Origin of the sequence: Pseudooceanicola nanhaiensis, assembly GCF_020171315.1 — a bacterium.
GTDB classification, from domain to species: domain Bacteria; phylum Pseudomonadota; class Alphaproteobacteria; order Rhodobacterales; family Rhodobacteraceae; genus Pseudooceanicola; species Pseudooceanicola nanhaiensis_A.
In genome coordinates this window covers 47,398-62,726 of record NZ_JAIUZP010000005.1, presented here as the reverse complement: position 1 = coordinate 62,726, position 15,329 = coordinate 47,398, and the positions used below count along the sequence as shown (strand labels likewise).

Genomic DNA, 15,329 nt, shown 5'->3' with positions numbered 1-15,329 from the left:
GTCAGCCGACCTTGGTGGCCGCGAGGACCGCCATGTTCAGGATGTCGTTCACGGTGGAGCCGGTGGAGCAGATCTGGATCGACTGGTCGACGCCCGCGAGGATCGGGCCGATCACCGTGGCGCCCGCCATTTCCTGCATCAGCTTGACCGAGATCGACGCCGAATGCCGCGCGGGCACCACGAGGATGTTCGCCGGGCCGGTCAGGCGCTGAAACGGATAGTTGTTCTGGATCTTGGTGTTGAGCGCCACGTCGACGGTCATCTCGCCTTCGTACTCGAAGTCGACGCCGCGTGCGTCCAGCACTTCCGGGGCGAGGTGCATCTTCTCGGCCCGTTCCGACACCGGGTAGCCGAAGGTCGAGAAGCTGACGAAGGCCACCCGCGGCTCCAGCCCCAGATGACGCGCCACGCCTGCCGCCGCCGTGGCGATATTGGCGAGGTCGTTCTCGTCCGGCCATTCATGCACCAGCGTATCCGCGATCAGCACGATCCGGCCCTTGTGCAGCAGCGCGGTGATCCCCACCGCGCCATGTTCCGCATCGGCATCGAAGACGTGGTTCACCAGCTCCATCACATGGGCCGACTTCCGCGTCGCCCCGGTGACGAGGCCATCGCCATGGCCATGGGCCAGCATCAGCGCGCCAAAGACATGGCGATCCCGCGCCGCAAGCCGGTGGACGTCGATCATGTCGAAGCCCTTGCGCTGCAGCCGCTCGTAGAGGAACGCCTTGTAGGTCTCGAGGTGCTCGGTGTTCGCGGCGTTCACGATCTCCAGCTCGCCCACGGCATCTGCCATGCCGGCGGCCTTCAGCTTGGCCTCCACGTCGGGCTGGCGGCCCACGACGACCGCATGGCCGAAGCCGGACCGCTGGTAGAGCACGGCGGCCCGCAGCACGCGGGGATCGTCGCCCTCGGCAAAGATCATCCGCGCCTGCGCGTTGCGTGCGCGGGTGTTGATCGAGCGCAGGATGCTCGCCGTCGGGTCCATCCGGGTCTTCAGGCTCAGCTCGTAGCCGTCCATGTCCACGATCGGGCGCCGCGCGGCCCCGGTCTCCATCCCCGCCTGCGCCACGGCGGGCGGAATGCGGTGGATCAGGCGCGGGTCGAAGGGCGTGGGGATGATGTAGTCGCGCCCGAAGGTCAGCGCCTTGCCATAGGCCATCGCCACCTCATCCGGCACGTCTTCCCGCGCCAGTTCGGCCAAGGCCTGCGCACAGGCGATCTTCATCTCGTCGTTGATCGCGCGGGCGTGGATGTCCAGCGCACCGCGGAACAGGTAGGGGAAGCCGAGGACATTGTTCACCTGGTTCGGGTAGTCCGACCGGCCGGTGGCGACGATGGCATCCTCGCGGACGGCATGGGCCTCTTCCGGGGTGATCTCGGGATCGGGGTTCGCCATGGCGAAGATGACCGGGTCCTTGGCCATCGCCTCGACCATTGCGGGGGTCACCGCACCCTTGACCGACACGCCGAGGAAGACATCCGCATCCTTCATCGCCTCTTCCAGCGTGCGCAGGTCGGTCTTTACCGCATGGGCCGACTTCCACTGGTTCATCCCCTCGGTCCGGCCCTGGTAGATGACGCCCTTGGTGTCGCAGACGATGCAGTTCTCGTTCTTCGCGCCCATCCGCTTGAGCAGTTCGATGCAGGCGATGCCCGCCGCCCCTGCCCCGTTCAGGACGATCTTCACGTCCTCGATCTTCTTGCCGCTCAGGTGCAGCGCGTTGATCAGGCCCGCGGCGCAGATCACGGCGGTGCCGTGCTGGTCATCGTGGAAGACGGGAATATCCATCTCTTCCTTGAGCCGCTGCTCGATGATGAAACACTCGGGCGCCTTGATGTCCTCAAGGTTGATGCCGCCGAAGGTCGGCCCCATCAGCTTGACCGCGTTCACGATCGCATCGACGTCCGTGGTATCCAGCTCGATGTCGATGGAGTTCACGTCGGCGAAGCGCTTGAAGAGCACCGCCTTGCCCTCCATCACCGGCTTGGAGGCCAGCGCGCCGAGGTTGCCGAGGCCCAGCACCGCGGTCCCGTTCGAGATCACGGCAACGAGGTTGCCCTTGTTGGTGTAATCATAGGCCGTCTCGGGGTTCTCGGCGATTTCTTCGCAGGGCACGGCCACGCCCGGCGAATAGGCCAGCGACAGGTCCCGCTGCGTGGTCATCGGCACGGTGGCGGAAATCTCGAACTTGCCCGGCGTGGGCTCGAGGTGGAAGGCCAGTGCGTCTTCGCGCGTGATACGGTTGCGGCTCATGTTGGATCCCTTCTGCGGTCGCCGCGTCTTACACAACGTCACGCAGGCTGCCAACCGGCCCCTTTCGCCGCAGGTGCACGGTCGATAGGATGGGCGCCGGAACTTTGGGGGATGCCGTGAACAAGGCCGCAACTGTCACGCCGATGATGGCGCAATATCTGGAAATCAAGGCGCAGTACCAGAACGCGCTGCTGTTCTACCGGATGGGTGATTTCTACGAGATGTTCTTCGACGACGCCGTCGCGGCCGCCGAGGCGCTCGATATCGCGCTCACCAAGCGCGGCAAACACCTGGGCGAGGATATCGCCATGTGCGGCGTGCCCGTCCACGCGGCCGAGAACTATCTGCTGACACTGATCCGCAAGGGCTTCCGCGTTGCCGTCTGCGAACAGATGGAAGACCCGTCCGAGGCCAAGAAGCGCGGCTCGAAATCCGTGGTGCGCCGCGACGTGGTCCGCCTCGTCACCCCCGGCACCCTGACCGAGGAAAGCCTGCTGGAGGCGCGGCGCCACAACTACCTCGCGGCCTATGCGATGCTGCGGGACGAAGGTGCGCTGGCCTGGGTTGATATCTCCACCGGGGCCTTCCACGTCATGCCCCTGCCGCCGGTGCGCCTTGGGCCGGAACTGGCCCGGCTGATGCCCTCCGAGGTGGTGATCAGCGAAAGCCACGAGGCCGATTTCGCTGAAACAGTCTCTGAATCCGGCGCATCCCTGACCCCGCTGGGCCGTGCCGCCTTCGACAGCACCGGCGCCGAGAAGCGCCTGCTCTCGCTCTTCGGTGTCGGCTCGCTGGAGGCCTTCGGCAGCTTCACCCGTCCCGAGGTCGCCGCCATGGGCGCGATCGTCGAATGGCTGGAGATCACCCAGAAGGGCAAGCTGCCCCTGCTGCGCCCGCCCGTGCGCGAGGCCGAAGAGCGCACAATGCAGATCGACGCCGCGACCCGGCGCAACCTCGAACTGACCCATTCGCTGGGCGGCGGCCGCGCGGGCTCGCTGCTCTCCGCCATCGACCGGACGGTCACCGCCGGCGGGGCGCGGCTGCTCGAACGCCGGCTCTCCAGCCCCTCGCGCGTACTCTCCACGGTGCAGGATCGGCTCACTGCCGTCGATTTCGCCGTGGAACAGTCTCGATTGACGGCGGATCTGCGCGATGCGCTGCGCAAGGTGCCGGACCTCGACCGCGCCCTCTCGCGGCTCTCCCTCGACCGGGGCGGCCCGCGCGACCTTGCCGCCATCCGCAACGGGCTGACACAGGCTGAAACCCTTGCACAGACCCTGTCTGGACGCGATCTGCCCGATCTCCTCGCCCGCGCCGCTGCCGATCTCACCGGCCATGACGATCTGCTCTCGCTCCTCGATCAGGCGCTTGTGGCAGAGCCCCCGCTCCTCGCCCGCGACGGCGGCTTCATCGCCCCCGGGTTCGAGCCGGATCTCGACGACAGCCGCCAGCTGCGTGACGAGGGCCGTGGCGTCATCGCCCAGATGCAGACCCGCTACGCGGAGGAGACCGGCATCTCCTCGCTCAAGATCAAGCACAACAATGTGCTGGGCTACTTCATCGAGGTGACGGCGACCCACGCCGAGAAGATGCTCTCCGAGCCGCTGAACGAGCGCTTCAAGCACCGTCAGACCACGGCGAACCAGCTCCGCTTCACCACGCCTGAGCTGAGCGAGATGGAGACCCGCATCCTGAACGCCGGTGGCCGCGCTCTGGAGGTCGAAAAGCGGCTCTATGACAGGCTGAAAGAGACGATTCTGGACAGCGCGCCCCTGATCGGCGGCACGGCCCGCGCGCTCTCGGAAATCGACCTCGCCACCGGGCTCGCAGACCTGTCCCGGGCCGAGAACTGGTGCCGCCCCGATGTGACCGACAGCCGCGCGCTCAAGATCGACGGTGGTCGCCACCCGGTCGTGGAACAAAGCCTGCGCAAGCAGGGCGCGCCCTTCATCGCCAATGATTGTGATCTCTCGGGCGGGGATCAAGCCGAGATCTGGCTGCTCACCGGCCCAAACATGGCCGGTAAGTCGACCTTCCTGCGCCAGAACGCGCTGATCGTGCTGCTTGCGCAGATGGGCAGCCACGTCCCCGCCAGCTCTGCCCAGATCGGCCTCGTCAGCCAGCTTTTCTCCCGCGTCGGTGCCTCCGACGACCTCGCCCGCGGCCGCTCGACCTTCATGGTCGAAATGGTCGAAACCGCGGCGATCCTGAACCAGGCCGACGACCGTGCCCTCGTCATCCTCGACGAGATCGGCCGCGGTACGGCCACCTACGACGGCCTTTCCATCGCCTGGGCCACGCTGGAACACCTCCATGACGTGAACGCCTGTCGGGCGCTCTTCGCCACCCACTACCACGAACTCACGCAACTCGCCGGCAAGCTCGGCAAGGTGGACAATGCCACGGTGGCGGTGCGGGAATACGATGGCGACGTGATCTTCCTGCACGAGGTGCGCCGCGGCGCCGCCGATCGCAGCTACGGGGTGCAGGTGGCCAAGCTCGCGGGCCTTCCCGACAGCGTCGTCGCCCGTGCCCGCACCGTCCTCGACGCGCTGGAAAAGGGCGAACGCGAAGGCGGCACCAAGCCCAAGGCGCTGATCGACGACCTGCCGCTTTTCGCCGCCGCCCCGCCGCCCGCGGCCAAAGCCGCGCCGAAACCTTCCCCCGCGCTCGATCTCCTCGCCACGATCACGCCCGACGACCTCTCCCCGCGCGAGGCGCTGGACCTGCTCTACAAGCTCAAGGACGCCAGCCGCGAGAGCTGACCCCCACATCCACTGTTCCAAAATATCCTCGGGGGACGGGCCGCAGGCCCGGGGGGCAGACAGCCCCCTCCACCCTCGCGGCAAGGAACAACGCAAAGAAAGAGGCGCCGGGGAAATCCACGGCGCCTCTTTGCATCTCTCATCGACGGGTCTGTGACCCGTGAACAATCAGCCCGGGTTCGACGAAACGCCAACCTGCGCGGGACGCAGCAGGCGGTCGTGCAGCATGAAGCCTTCGGCGGCAACCTGGATGATCTCGCCGGACTTGGTACCGGGCACGGGGGCCTCGAACATCGCCTGGTGGTGGTTCGGATCGAACTTGTCGCCCACGGCGGGGGAAATCGGCTCGATTCCATGCTTGCGGAAGACGTTGACCAGCTCGCGCATGGTCAGCTCCACGCCCTCGATCAGCGCGGCGGTGGCTTCGGTCTGCTCACCGGCGGCTTCGAGTGCGCGCTTCATGTTGTCGTAGACCGGCAGCATGTCGCGCGCCAGTTTCGAACCGCCGTAGTTCTCGGCCTCGCGCCGGTCCTTGTCGGCGCGCTTGCGCGCGTTTTCCGCGTCCGCCAGCGCCCGCATGAAGCGGTCCTTCAGCTCGTCCCGTTCGGCGCGCAGCGCATCAAGCTCTGCGGCGTCATCGTCAATCTCTGCCATATCCTCGGCATAGGCCTCGGCCTCGGCATCCTCGATATCGTCGAGAAAATCGTCTTTCTTAGGCTCTGCCATGTCTCACCTCTAACTCCGGTCGGAAATCATCCGACCTACAAGCTGTGCCGTGTAGTCCACGATCGGTACGATCCGACCGTAGTTCAATCGCGTCGGACCAATGACTCCCACCGCACCAATGATCTTTCGGTCAGCGTTCATATATGGAGAAACCACCAGAGAGGAACCCGAAAGTGAGAAAAGTTTGTTCTCTGACCCGATAAAGATCCGCACCCCGTCGCCCTCTTCGGCAAGCTGCAGGAACTCGGCAATGTCCCGCTTGCGCTCGAGGTCGTCAAAGAGGCTGCGAATGCGATCGAGGTCCTCTTCCGCCGCCGCTTCCAGCAGGTTCGCGCGGCCCCGGACGATGAGCCGCTCGTAGCTGTCGCCCTCGCCGTCCCAGACCGCAAGACCGCTGTCGATCAGCTCCTGCGCCAGCACGTCGATCTCCTGACGGCGGGCGGCGATCTCGCGGCGCATCACGCTTTTCAGGTCGGAAAGCGTCCGTCCCTCGATCAGCGCATTCATGAAATTGGCCGCTTGCCGCATGGAGGACGGCGTCTGACCCGGCGGCGGGGTGAAGAGACGGTTCTCCACGTGGCCATCGGCAAAGACCAGCACCACCAGTGCCCGGTCAGGCGCAAGGCTGACGAACTCGATATGCTTGATCGGGGCCTCGTGCTTGGGCGCCAGCACCAGCGAGGCGCCGTGGGTCGCCCCCGAAAGCGCCGCGCCCACGCGATCCAGCATCGCGCCCACATCACCGCGGTCGCCCAGCGTGGCGTCCAGCATCTCGCGGTCGGTGCTGTGCAGGTCGCCGACTTCCAGCAGGCCATCGACGAACATGCGCAGACCCATCTGTGTCGGCACCCGGCCGGCGGAGACATGGGGCGAGTTCAGCAGGCCGAGATACTCGAGGTCCTGCATCACGTTGCGCACCGTCGCGGCGGAGACCTTCTCGGACATCACGCGGGTCAGACTGCGGGAGCCGACGGGCTCGCCGCTTTCGAGATAGCCCTCGACCACCCGGCGGAAGACCTCCCGCGAGCGGTCGTTGAGTTCGTTCAGAATGGAAGTTCCGTTGCTCATCCGTAGAGGTCCTGCCCTTGGCCGCCCATTAAAGAGCCCCTGCCCCAAAGGTCAATCGGGGTTGCGTTCACGAGGTGGCCGTGACTATGTCGCCCACAAACGAAAGGGGTGCCCAATGCGACCGTCAGGACGAGATTTAAGCGAAATGCGCGCGGTTTCAATCGAGACCGGGGTCACGAAACACGCCGAAGGGTCGTGCCTGATCAAGATGGGCGACACCCATGTGCTCTGCACCGCGACGCTGGAAGACCGGGTTCCGCCCTTCATCAAGGGCACCGGTCTGGGCTGGGTGACGGCGGAATACGGCATGCTGCCCCGCTCCACCACCTCGCGGATGCGCCGCGAGGCGGCCATGGGCAAGCAAGGCGGCCGCACCGTCGAGATCCAGCGCCTCATCGGCCGCGCCCTGCGCGCCGGTGTCGACCGCTCGGCCCTGGGCGAGCGCCAGATCACCATCGACTGTGACGTGATCCAGGCCGATGGCGGCACCCGCTGCGCCTCGATCACCGGGGGCTGGGTTGCGCTGCGCATCGCGGTCAACAAGCTGATGAAGACCGGCGCCGTCGTCTCCGACCCGCTGGTCGATCCCGTGGCCGCCGTTTCCTGCGGCATCTACGCCGGTCAGCCGGTGCTGGACCTCGACTACCCCGAGGACAGCGATGCGGGCGTGGATGGCAACTTCATCATGACCGGCTCCAAGCGGCTGATCGAAGTGCAGATGTCGGCGGAAGGCTCTGTCTTCTCCCGCACCCAGATGGACCAGCTTCTCGACCTCGCCGAAAAGGGCGTGGGCGAGCTGGTGGAGATCCAGAAGGCCGCCGCCAATGCGTAAGTTCGAGGGCAAGGCGCTGGTTCTGGCCAGCCACAACAAGGGCAAGCTGGAGGAGATCACCGAGCTCCTCGCCCCCTTCGGGATCACCGTCACCTCGGCCGCCGATCACGGCCTGGATGAACCGGAAGAGACCGAGACGACCTTTGCCGGCAATGCGCGCATCAAGGCGCATTACGCCGCCAAGGCGACCGGCCTGCCCGCGCTCTCCGATGACAGCGGCATTTCGGTCGATGGTCTCGACGGTCAGCCCGGTGTCTACACCGCCGATTGGGCCGAAACGCCCGACGGGCGCGACTTCGTCATGGCGATGACCAAGACCTGGACCAAGCTGGAAGAGCGCAACGCCCCCTTCCCGCGCACCGCGGCCTTCAACTGCACGCTCTGCCTTGCCTGGCCCGATGGCCATGACGAGGTCTTCGCAGGCAAGATGCCCGGCGAGGTGGTCTGGCCCATGCGTGGCACGAACGGGCATGGCTATGACCCGATCTTCGTCCCCGCAGGCTTCGACATCACCTTTGCCGAGATGACCTCCGAGCAGAAGAACGCGATCTCGCACCGCGCGGATGCCTTCGACAAGCTCGTGAAGGGCTGCTTTGCCTGAGGACTGGCAGAACGGAGGCTTCGGCCTCTACCTGCACTGGCCTTTCTGCGAGGCCAAGTGCCCCTATTGCGACTTCAACAGCCACGTGGTGCGGCACATCGATCAGCGCCGCTGGCTGGACGCCTACCTGAGCGAGCTGGACCGCAGCGCCGCCCTGACCCCGAACCGCATCCTGCGGTCGGTCTTCTTCGGCGGCGGCACCCCCTCCCTCATGGAGCCCGAGGTCGTCGCCGCGATCCTTGAGCGGATCCGGCGGCTCTGGCCCCAGACCAACGACATCGAAGTGACGCTGGAGGCGAACCCCGGATCCGTCGAGGCGGGACGCTTCCGTGCCTATGCGCAGGGCGGCGTGAACCGGGTCTCCCTCGGCGTTCAGGCCCTGAATGACGACGACCTGCGCCGCCTTGGACGGATCCATGACGTGGCACAGGCCCGCACCGCCTTCGACATCGCCCGCAGCGCCTTTGACCGCGTCTCCTTCGATCTGATCTATGCCCGGCAGGACCAGACCAAAGACCAGTGGCGTGCGGAACTGTCAGAGGCGCTCTCCATGGCGGTCGATCACCTCTCGCTCTACCAGCTGACCATCGAACAGGGCACGGCCTTCGGCGACCGCTACAACCGCGGCAAGCTGCGCGGCCTGCCCGACGAGGACAGCGGGGCCGAGATGTTCGAGATCACGCAGGAGCTGACCGAGGCCGCCGGCATGCCCGCCTACGAGGTCTCCAACCACGCCCGTGCGGGCGCGGAGAGCCGGCACAACCTGATCTACTGGAACTACGGCGATTACATCGGTATCGGCCCCGGCGCCCACGGCCGTCTGACCCTCAACGGCACGCGCTATGCGACCGAGACGGTGCTGGCCCCCGGCAAATGGCTGGAGCTGGTCGAAAGCGGCCAGCCCGCCGGCCCGGTGCGTGCGCTGGAGCCGCTCGATCAGGCCGAGGAATTCCTCATGATGGGCCTGCGCCTCACCGAAGGCATCGACCCGGAGCGCTATCACGTTCTCGCCGGGGCCCCTTTGCCGGAAGCGAAAACGCAATATCTGTCTGATATCGGAATGATCCGGCGGGACGGTTCCCGCCTGAAGACCACGAAAGAAGGCAGGCTGGTGCTCAACGCTGTGATCTCGGAATACCTGGGCGGCTGATGCGGACCGTCTGGTTCCTCTGCGGGCTGACGGCGGTTCTGCTGGGCCTCATCGGCGCGGCACTTCCCATCATGCCCACGGTCCCCTTCATGCTGCTGGGGGCCTTCTGCTTTGCCCGTTCATCCGAACGGCTGCACGACTGGCTGATGACCCACCCAACCTTCGGGCCGCCCATCCATCATTGGCACGAAACCGGTTCGGTGACCAAGAAAACCAAGCAAATCACGACCATCTCGGTCTTTGCTGGCTTCTGCGTGTCGCTTGCCCTTGGTTTCGCGCCAATTATCCTTTTGATTCAGGCGCTTGTGCTCTGCGGCGTCCTGATTTTCATCTGGACGCGGCCTACCGCCCCGAACTGAGCAGGCTGCACAGCTCATCAAGCTTTTCGAGCGAGTCGTAGCTGATCACCACCTTGCCGCTCTTCTGGCCCTGGGTGTGGTCGATCGAAACCTTCATGCCGATCGTGGCCGACAGGTCGCCTTCCAGCGCCCGCGTGTCCGCGTCTTTTTCAAGGCTGCGCGGCTTCTTCTCGGCCTTCGGCTTCTGCTCCTGCCCCAGTTTCACCAGACGCTCAGTCTCCCGTACGGAAAGACCGCGCTGGATCACCTGACGCGCCAGCGCCACCGGGTTCTCCGCCGTGATCAGCGCCCGTGCGTGACCGGCGGACAGCTGACCTTCCTTGAGGTAGTTCAGGATCTCGTCCGGCAGGTTCAGCAGCCGCAGCAGGTTCGCGATGTAGGACCGGCTCTTGCCGAGCGCCTCCGCGACCTTCTCCTGCGTGTGGCCGAAACGATCCATGAGCGCGCGGTAGCCCGCGGCCTCTTCCACCGGGTTCAGGTCCGCCCGCTGGATGTTCTCGATGATCGCGACTTCCAGAACTTCCGTATCGTTGAAGTCCCGCACCAGCACCGGAACCTCGTGCAGCTGCGCAATCTGCGCAGCGCGCCAGCGGCGTTCACCGGCGACGATCTCGTAATTGCCGTCCTTCTCGCGCACGATCAGCGGCTGGATGATCCCGCGCACGCGGATCGATTCCGCCAGTTCGTCCAGCTGATCCGGCGTGAAGGTGCGACGCGGCTGATCCGGGTTCGGCTGAACCCGCTCGACCGGCACCATCATGTCGGGACGGCGCGGCGTGGCCTCCCCTGCCCCCGCTGCGACCGGTTCCTCGGTCCGTACATCCGCCATGAGGGCCGACAGCCCCCGGCCAAGGCCGCGGCCTTTTCTCGCTTCACTCATGCTCTTCCCCTTCTTGTGGGCCCTTTTCCAGGGTGTTTTAGGCGGCGACCCGCTCGTTCTTCCGCATCAGCTCTTCCGCCAGTTGGCGATAAGCCTGCGCCCCTTTCGAGGTCGTATCGAAATCCAGCACGGGCATCGCGTAGGACGGCGCCTCGCTGACACGCACGTTACGCGGGATAATGGTGCTGAAGACCAGATCGCCGAGGTTATCCCGCGCGTCTTTTTCGACCTGCTGGGACAAGTTGTTGCGTGCGTCATACATGGTCAACACAATACCTTCGATCCGAAGGTCCTTGTTGGCGCTCTGACGCACCTCGCGGATCGTCAGCATCAGCTGCGACAGACCTTCCAGCGCGAAGAATTCCGACTGCAGCGGCACCAGCACCGAATGCGAGGCGACCATGGCGTTCACCGTCAGCAGGTTCAGCGAAGGCGGGCAGTCGATCAGGATGTAATCGAAGCGATAGCGTTCCATCGCAGGCTGGCGCAGCGCGTCATGCAGCAGGAAGCTGCGCTTCTCATTCGCGATCAGCTCGATATCCGCGGAAGACAGATCGACCGTCGCAGGCACGATGCACAGCCCGTCAATCTCCGTCGCCTGGATCACATCCTCCAGCGCCACCTCGTCCAGCAGCAGCTCATAGGTCGTATTTTCACGCTCTTCCAGCTCAACCCCAAGCCCGGTAGAGGCATTCCCCTGCGGGTCGAGATCGATGAGAAGCACGTTGCAGCCCTGCTCCACCAGCGCAGCGCTGAGGTTGATCGCGGTCGTGGTCTTCCCGACCCCGCCCTTCTGATTGGCAATCGCGATGATCTTGGGCTGAGTAGAAGTGATGAGGTCAGACACGCGCGATTCCCCTGATTTTCAAGATGGCTGCACCGGGATTAGTCTTACTCTCCACGGCCTCCCAGTGGAAGCGCCACGCGGTTTCCGCCGCAGAAATTTCCTGCTTCCAGCGCGCGCCTTTCTGGAAATAGGCGATTCCCTCGGGTGCGAGGTGCCGTTCGGCAAAGCCCAGAAGGTCCCCCAAATCTGCCAGCGCCCGGGCCGAAAGGTACTCCGCCTGTTGCGGTTCCGCCTGCTCGATCCGCTGCGCCAGCACCCGGCCCGGGGTATGGGTTTCCCGCAGGACCGAGCGCAGGAAGGCCGCCTTCCGCTGGTCGGATTCGATCAACGTCACATCGAGGTCGGGCTGCTGATCCGCCGCACAGATCGCGACAACCAGCCCCGGGAAGCCTCCGCCACTGCCCAGATCCACCCATTTCCCCTCGGGCGCGCCAGCCGCCTCGTAAACCTGAAGGCTATCAAGGATGTGCCGGTTCCACAGGTCATCCAGCGTGGATTTGGCCACGAGGTTGATCCGAGGGTTCCATTTCTTCAGAAGCTCTGCGTAGGTTTCCAGCCGCTCCAGTGTTTCACGTGAAACATTGAGCGCCTCCCCTGCCCCGCTCACGCCGACTTCTCGCGCTTGTCGCGACGCAGACGCGCCAGAAGGAGCGTCACAGCCGCCGGCGTCATCCCATCCACACGTGCCGCCTGGGCAAGGTTCGCAGGTCGGGCACGCGTCAGCTTGCCTTTCAGCTCGTTACTGAGCCCCTCAAGCGCGGTAAAATCGAAGTTCACGGGGATCTCCTGTTGTTCATCCCGCTTCATCGCCTCCACGTCGCGCTGCTGCCGTTCGATGTAGTTCGCATAAAGCGCATCACGGGCGATCTGCTCGCGCGTCTCGCCGTCGATGGTTTCCAGCGCGGGGTCGAGCGCGAGAAGCGCCTCGAAGGTCATATCCGGGAAGGCCATCAGCTGGTACAGGCTCCGCCGTGCACCGTCCTGGTTGACCTTTAGCCCAAGCGCGGACACCTCGCGCGGCGTATAGGTCGCCGTGGTCATCCGGTCCTTCGCGGATTCCAGCCGCTCCATCTTATCCTCGAAGGCCGCTTTACGGGTCTCCCCGACCACGCCCCAGTTGAGACCAAGCGGCGTCAGGCGCTGGTCCGCGTTGTCCGCCCGCAGGGACAAACGGAATTCAGCCCGTGAGGTAAACATCCGGTAGGGCTCGGTCACGCCACGGCTGGTCAAGTCATCCACCATGACACCGATGTAGGAATCTGAGCGCGAGAAGAGCGCAGGCTCCTGCCCCAAGACTTCGCGGGCGGCGTTCATGCCAGCCACAAGGCCTTGTGCCGCCGCCTCTTCATAACCCGTGGTCCCGTTGATCTGCCCAGCGAGGAACAGCCCCGGGACGGACTTCACGGCCAGCCGTGTATCCAGCGCGCGGGGATCGACGTAGTCATATTCGATCGCATAGCCCGGCTGCAGGATCGTCGTGTTCTCCAGACCGCGGATCGAGGTGACGTAGGCCTCCTGCACATCCTGCGGCAGCGAGGTGGAAATGCCGTTGGGATAGACCGTGTGGTCATCCAGCCCCTCGGGTTCGAGGAAGACCTGATGCGAGGTTTTATCCGCAAACCGCACGATCTTGTCCTCGATGGACGGGCAATAGCGCGGACCGACGCCCTCGATATGGCCGCCATACATGGCAGACCGGCCGAGGTTCTCCTGGATGATCTCGTGCGTCCGCTCGTTCGTGTGGGTGATCCCGCAGGCGATCTGCCGGACGGCGACGCTTTTGGACAGGAAGGAGAACAGGACCGGTTCATCGTCGCCGGGTTGGCTTTCGAGGATATCCCAGTTGATCGTACGGCCGTCGAGACGCGGAGGCGTGCCGGTTTTCAGGCGGCCCAGAGGCAGATCAAAGCTGTCAATCCGCTCGGCAAGCTTCACCGAGGGCTTGTCGCCCATACGACCGCCGGGGCGGTTCACATCTCCGATGTGGATCACGCCGCGGAGGAAGGTACCAGTGGTCAGGACCACGGCCCCGGCCTTCAACTCGCTGCCATCGGCGAGGCGGACGCCGCGCACGCCCTCCCCTTCCATCAGGAAGTCGGTGGCTTCGCCCTCGACCACGGTCAGGCCGGGGCAGGCTTCGATCTCGGCCAGCATGGCTTCGCGGTAGAGTTTACGGTCTGCCTGGGCGCGCGGCCCCTGCACCGCGGGGCCCTTGCGGCGGTTCAGCAGGCGATACTGGATACCCGCCTTGTCCGCGACACGGCCCATCACGCCGTCCAGCGCGTCCACTTCCCGCACCAAGTGCCCCTTGCCGAGGCCCCCGATCGCCGGGTTGCAGGACATCACGCCGATACCGGCTCGCTTGAGCGTGACGAGGGCAGTTCGTGCCCCGGCGCGCGCCGCTGCGTGGGCTGCATCGCTGCCCGCGTGACCGCCGCCGATGACGACGACATCGAAGTCCCAATGTTTCACGTGAAACACTCCTACTTGCCGATGCAGAAGCTGGAGAAGATTTCATCCAGCAAATTCTCAACGTCCACGCGTCCTACCAGAGAATCGAGGGCGCGAATAGCGGTGCGAAGCTCTTCCGCCGCGAGGTCGGCCATATCCGGCCCCATGTCGATCCGCAGCTGCGCGTCTTCCATGGTGGCGATGGCGCGCGTCATGGCGATCCGGTGGCGTTCGCGCGTGGCGATGCCAATCCCGGCGGCACGGGCCGAGAGGATCTCGGTCACGCGGGCCACAAGGGTGGAGATCCCCTGCCCCGTCTTGCCGGAGATCGCATTATCGGCATCGGGGTGGAGATCGGCCTTGGCCCGCAGGACGAGGTCCTGCCCTTCCGGTTCCAGATCAGGCGCATCGCCGTCGAGGAGGAAAACGCGCAGATCCGCCAGCCGGGCCCGTTCGCGGGCGCGTTCGACGCCGATGGCTTCGACGTAATCGTCGGTATCGCGGATGCCCGCGGTGTCCAGCAGCGTCACGGGCAAACCGCCAAGGTCCATGCGGACCTCGATCACGTCGCGCGTGGTGCCGGCGTATTCCGAGGTGATCGCCGCTTCGCGCCCGGCAAGCGCGTTGAGCAGCGTGGATTTTCCGACATTGGGCGCACCGACGATGGCAACCTCGAAGCCGGTGCGGATACGTTCCGCCACGCGGGTGCCGTCAATCTCGGCACGGAGGCTGTCGCGGACGCCGGTCAGAAGCTCGGTCACCTCAGGGGTAACGTCGACGGGCACTTCCTCGTCGGCAAAGTCGATGGTCGCCTCGATGAGCGCGGCGGCACGGATCAGGTCTCGGCGCCAGCCTTCGGCGCGGGTACCGAGTTCGCCGGAGAGAACACGAAGCGCCTGGCGCCGCTGTGCCTCGGTCTCTGCGTCGATGAGATCGGCGAGGCCTTCGACCTGCGCAAGGTCGAGCCGGTTGTTCTCCAACGCGCGGCGAGTGAACTCGCCAGCCTCGGCCGGTCGAAGACCCGGTTGAAGCGACAGTTCACGCAGGACCGCAGCGATGACCGCGGGGCTCCCGTGGAGATGAAGCTCCAACGATTCTTCGCCGGTGAAGCTGGCCCCTTCTGCAAAGGGCAGCACCAAGGCCTCGTCTAGGTGGGTGCCGTCGGCGGAGGTCAGGCGGCGGACGGCAGACTGGCGCGCAACAGGCAGAGAGCCGGCAAGCGTACGACCGGCGGCCCAGGCCTCGGGCCCGGACAGGCGGATGACAGCCACGCCGGCCTTGCCGGGGGCGGAAGCGAGGGCATAGATCGTGTCCATCGTGTCACATCCGAATTGCGCTGCGGCGGGCGACCCGCCAGGGAAAGCCGGGGCCGGAAAGCAAACGGACAGGCCGG

Annotated in this window: 13 protein-coding genes; 5 read left to right on the top strand and 8 right to left on the bottom strand. The window is 65.4% G+C overall.

The genetic code is table 11. From position 1 onward, the window contains the following. Position 1: 1 nt before the first annotated feature. Positions 2-2,257 (bottom strand): NADP-dependent malic enzyme, encoded by a 2,256-nt coding sequence (locus LCM32_RS07975; RefSeq protein ID WP_224820532.1) that lies wholly within the window; start codon positions 2,255-2,257, stop codon positions 2-4. 143 nt (positions 2,258-2,400) lie between these two features. Here LCM32_RS07975 and mutS point away from each other — a divergent pair, with 143 nt between their 5' ends. Continuing rightward, positions 2,401-5,022 carry a DNA mismatch repair protein MutS gene (gene mutS / locus LCM32_RS07970; protein WP_224820920.1) on the top strand — a complete coding sequence of 874 codons (2,622 nt, stop codon included), beginning with the start codon at positions 2,401-2,403 and terminating at the stop codon, positions 5,020-5,022. A gap of 168 nt (positions 5,023-5,190) precedes the next feature. On the opposite strand, the gene grpE is transcribed toward mutS, so the two are convergent. Further along, positions 5,191-5,748, bottom strand: a complete 558-nt coding sequence (gene grpE / locus LCM32_RS07965) for a nucleotide exchange factor GrpE (RefSeq protein ID WP_224820531.1) — start codon at positions 5,746-5,748, stop codon at positions 5,191-5,193. A gap of 9 nt (positions 5,749-5,757) precedes the next feature. Beyond that, entirely contained in the window at positions 5,758-6,816 is a 1,059-nt protein-coding gene (gene hrcA / locus LCM32_RS07960) for a heat-inducible transcriptional repressor HrcA (RefSeq protein WP_224820530.1), read from the bottom strand. A 115-nt stretch (positions 6,817-6,931) separates the two neighbouring features. Here hrcA and rph point away from each other — a divergent pair, with 115 nt between their 5' ends. Genes rph through LCM32_RS07940 form a run of 4 tightly spaced genes read left to right on the top strand, consistent with a single transcriptional unit; the run spans position 6,932 to position 9,758 of the window. After that, a complete protein-coding gene (gene rph, locus LCM32_RS07955; RefSeq protein WP_224820529.1) occupies positions 6,932-7,648 on the top strand; it encodes a ribonuclease PH in 717 nt (238 codons plus the stop codon). Further along, on the top strand, positions 7,641-8,249 hold the full coding sequence (gene rdgB / locus LCM32_RS07950) for an RdgB/HAM1 family non-canonical purine NTP pyrophosphatase (protein ID WP_224820528.1): 609 nt from the start codon (positions 7,641-7,643) through the stop codon (positions 8,247-8,249). The genes rph and rdgB overlap by 8 nt, the downstream gene beginning before the upstream one ends. Then, positions 8,242-9,399 carry a radical SAM family heme chaperone HemW gene (gene hemW / locus LCM32_RS07945; RefSeq protein ID WP_224820527.1) on the top strand — a complete coding sequence of 386 codons (1,158 nt, stop codon included), beginning with the start codon at positions 8,242-8,244 and terminating at the stop codon, positions 9,397-9,399. The genes rdgB and hemW overlap by 8 nt, the downstream gene beginning before the upstream one ends. Next, entirely contained in the window at positions 9,399-9,758 is a 360-nt protein-coding gene (locus LCM32_RS07940) for a YbaN family protein (RefSeq protein ID WP_224820526.1), read from the top strand. The genes hemW and LCM32_RS07940 overlap by 1 nt, the downstream gene beginning before the upstream one ends. Here the strand turns inward: LCM32_RS07940 and LCM32_RS07935 are convergent. The 5 genes from LCM32_RS07935 to mnmE are packed head-to-tail and all read right to left on the bottom strand — an operon-like array spanning position 9,742 to position 15,252. Continuing rightward, positions 9,742-10,638, bottom strand: coding sequence for a ParB/RepB/Spo0J family partition protein (locus tag LCM32_RS07935; protein WP_224820525.1), 897 nt, complete (start codon positions 10,636-10,638; stop codon positions 9,742-9,744). The genes LCM32_RS07940 and LCM32_RS07935 overlap by 17 nt on opposite strands. A gap of 37 nt (positions 10,639-10,675) precedes the next feature. After that, positions 10,676-11,485: a ParA family protein gene (locus LCM32_RS07930; protein WP_224820524.1), complete on the bottom strand. Its 810-nt coding sequence runs from the start codon at positions 11,483-11,485 to the stop codon at positions 10,676-10,678. Further along, positions 11,478-12,092 (bottom strand): 16S rRNA (guanine(527)-N(7))-methyltransferase RsmG, encoded by a 615-nt coding sequence (rsmG, locus tag LCM32_RS07925; protein WP_224820523.1) that lies wholly within the window; start codon positions 12,090-12,092, stop codon positions 11,478-11,480. Before rsmG ends, LCM32_RS07930 begins: the two co-directional genes overlap by 8 nt. Further along, positions 12,089-13,957, bottom strand: coding sequence for a tRNA uridine-5-carboxymethylaminomethyl(34) synthesis enzyme MnmG (gene mnmG / locus LCM32_RS07920; RefSeq protein WP_224820522.1), 1,869 nt, complete (start codon positions 13,955-13,957; stop codon positions 12,089-12,091). The genes rsmG and mnmG overlap by 4 nt, the downstream gene beginning before the upstream one ends. A gap of 11 nt (positions 13,958-13,968) precedes the next feature. Then, the gene (gene mnmE / locus LCM32_RS07915) at positions 13,969-15,252 is read right to left on the bottom strand and encodes a tRNA uridine-5-carboxymethylaminomethyl(34) synthesis GTPase MnmE (RefSeq protein WP_224820521.1); all 1,284 of its coding nucleotides are present in this window, start codon (positions 15,250-15,252) and stop codon (positions 13,969-13,971) included. Positions 15,253-15,329: the final 77 nt, after the last annotated feature.

Excerpts from the sequence above, each read along its gene's own strand:
- hrcA (WP_224820530.1), bottom strand. The coding sequence starts at position 6,816 with ATGAGCAACGGAACTTCCATTCTGAACGAACTCAACGACCGCTCGCGG.
- grpE (WP_224820531.1), bottom strand. The coding sequence starts at position 5,748 with ATGGCAGAGCCTAAGAAAGACGATTTTCTCGACGATATCGAGGATGCC.
- LCM32_RS07940 (WP_224820526.1), top strand. The coding sequence starts at position 9,399 with ATGCGGACCGTCTGGTTCCTCTGCGGGCTGACGGCGGTTCTGCTGGGC.
- rdgB (WP_224820528.1), top strand. The coding sequence starts at position 7,641 with ATGCGTAAGTTCGAGGGCAAGGCGCTGGTTCTGGCCAGCCACAACAAG.
- LCM32_RS07975 (WP_224820532.1), bottom strand. The coding sequence starts at position 2,257 with ATGAGCCGCAACCGTATCACGCGCGAAGACGCACTGGCCTTCCACCTC.
- rph (WP_224820529.1), top strand. The coding sequence starts at position 6,932 with ATGCGACCGTCAGGACGAGATTTAAGCGAAATGCGCGCGGTTTCAATC.
- LCM32_RS07935 (WP_224820525.1), bottom strand. The coding sequence starts at position 10,638 with ATGAGTGAAGCGAGAAAAGGCCGCGGCCTTGGCCGGGGGCTGTCGGCC.
- mutS (WP_224820920.1), top strand. The coding sequence starts at position 2,401 with ATGATGGCGCAATATCTGGAAATCAAGGCGCAGTACCAGAACGCGCTG.
- mnmE (WP_224820521.1), bottom strand. The coding sequence starts at position 15,252 with ATGGACACGATCTATGCCCTCGCTTCCGCCCCCGGCAAGGCCGGCGTG.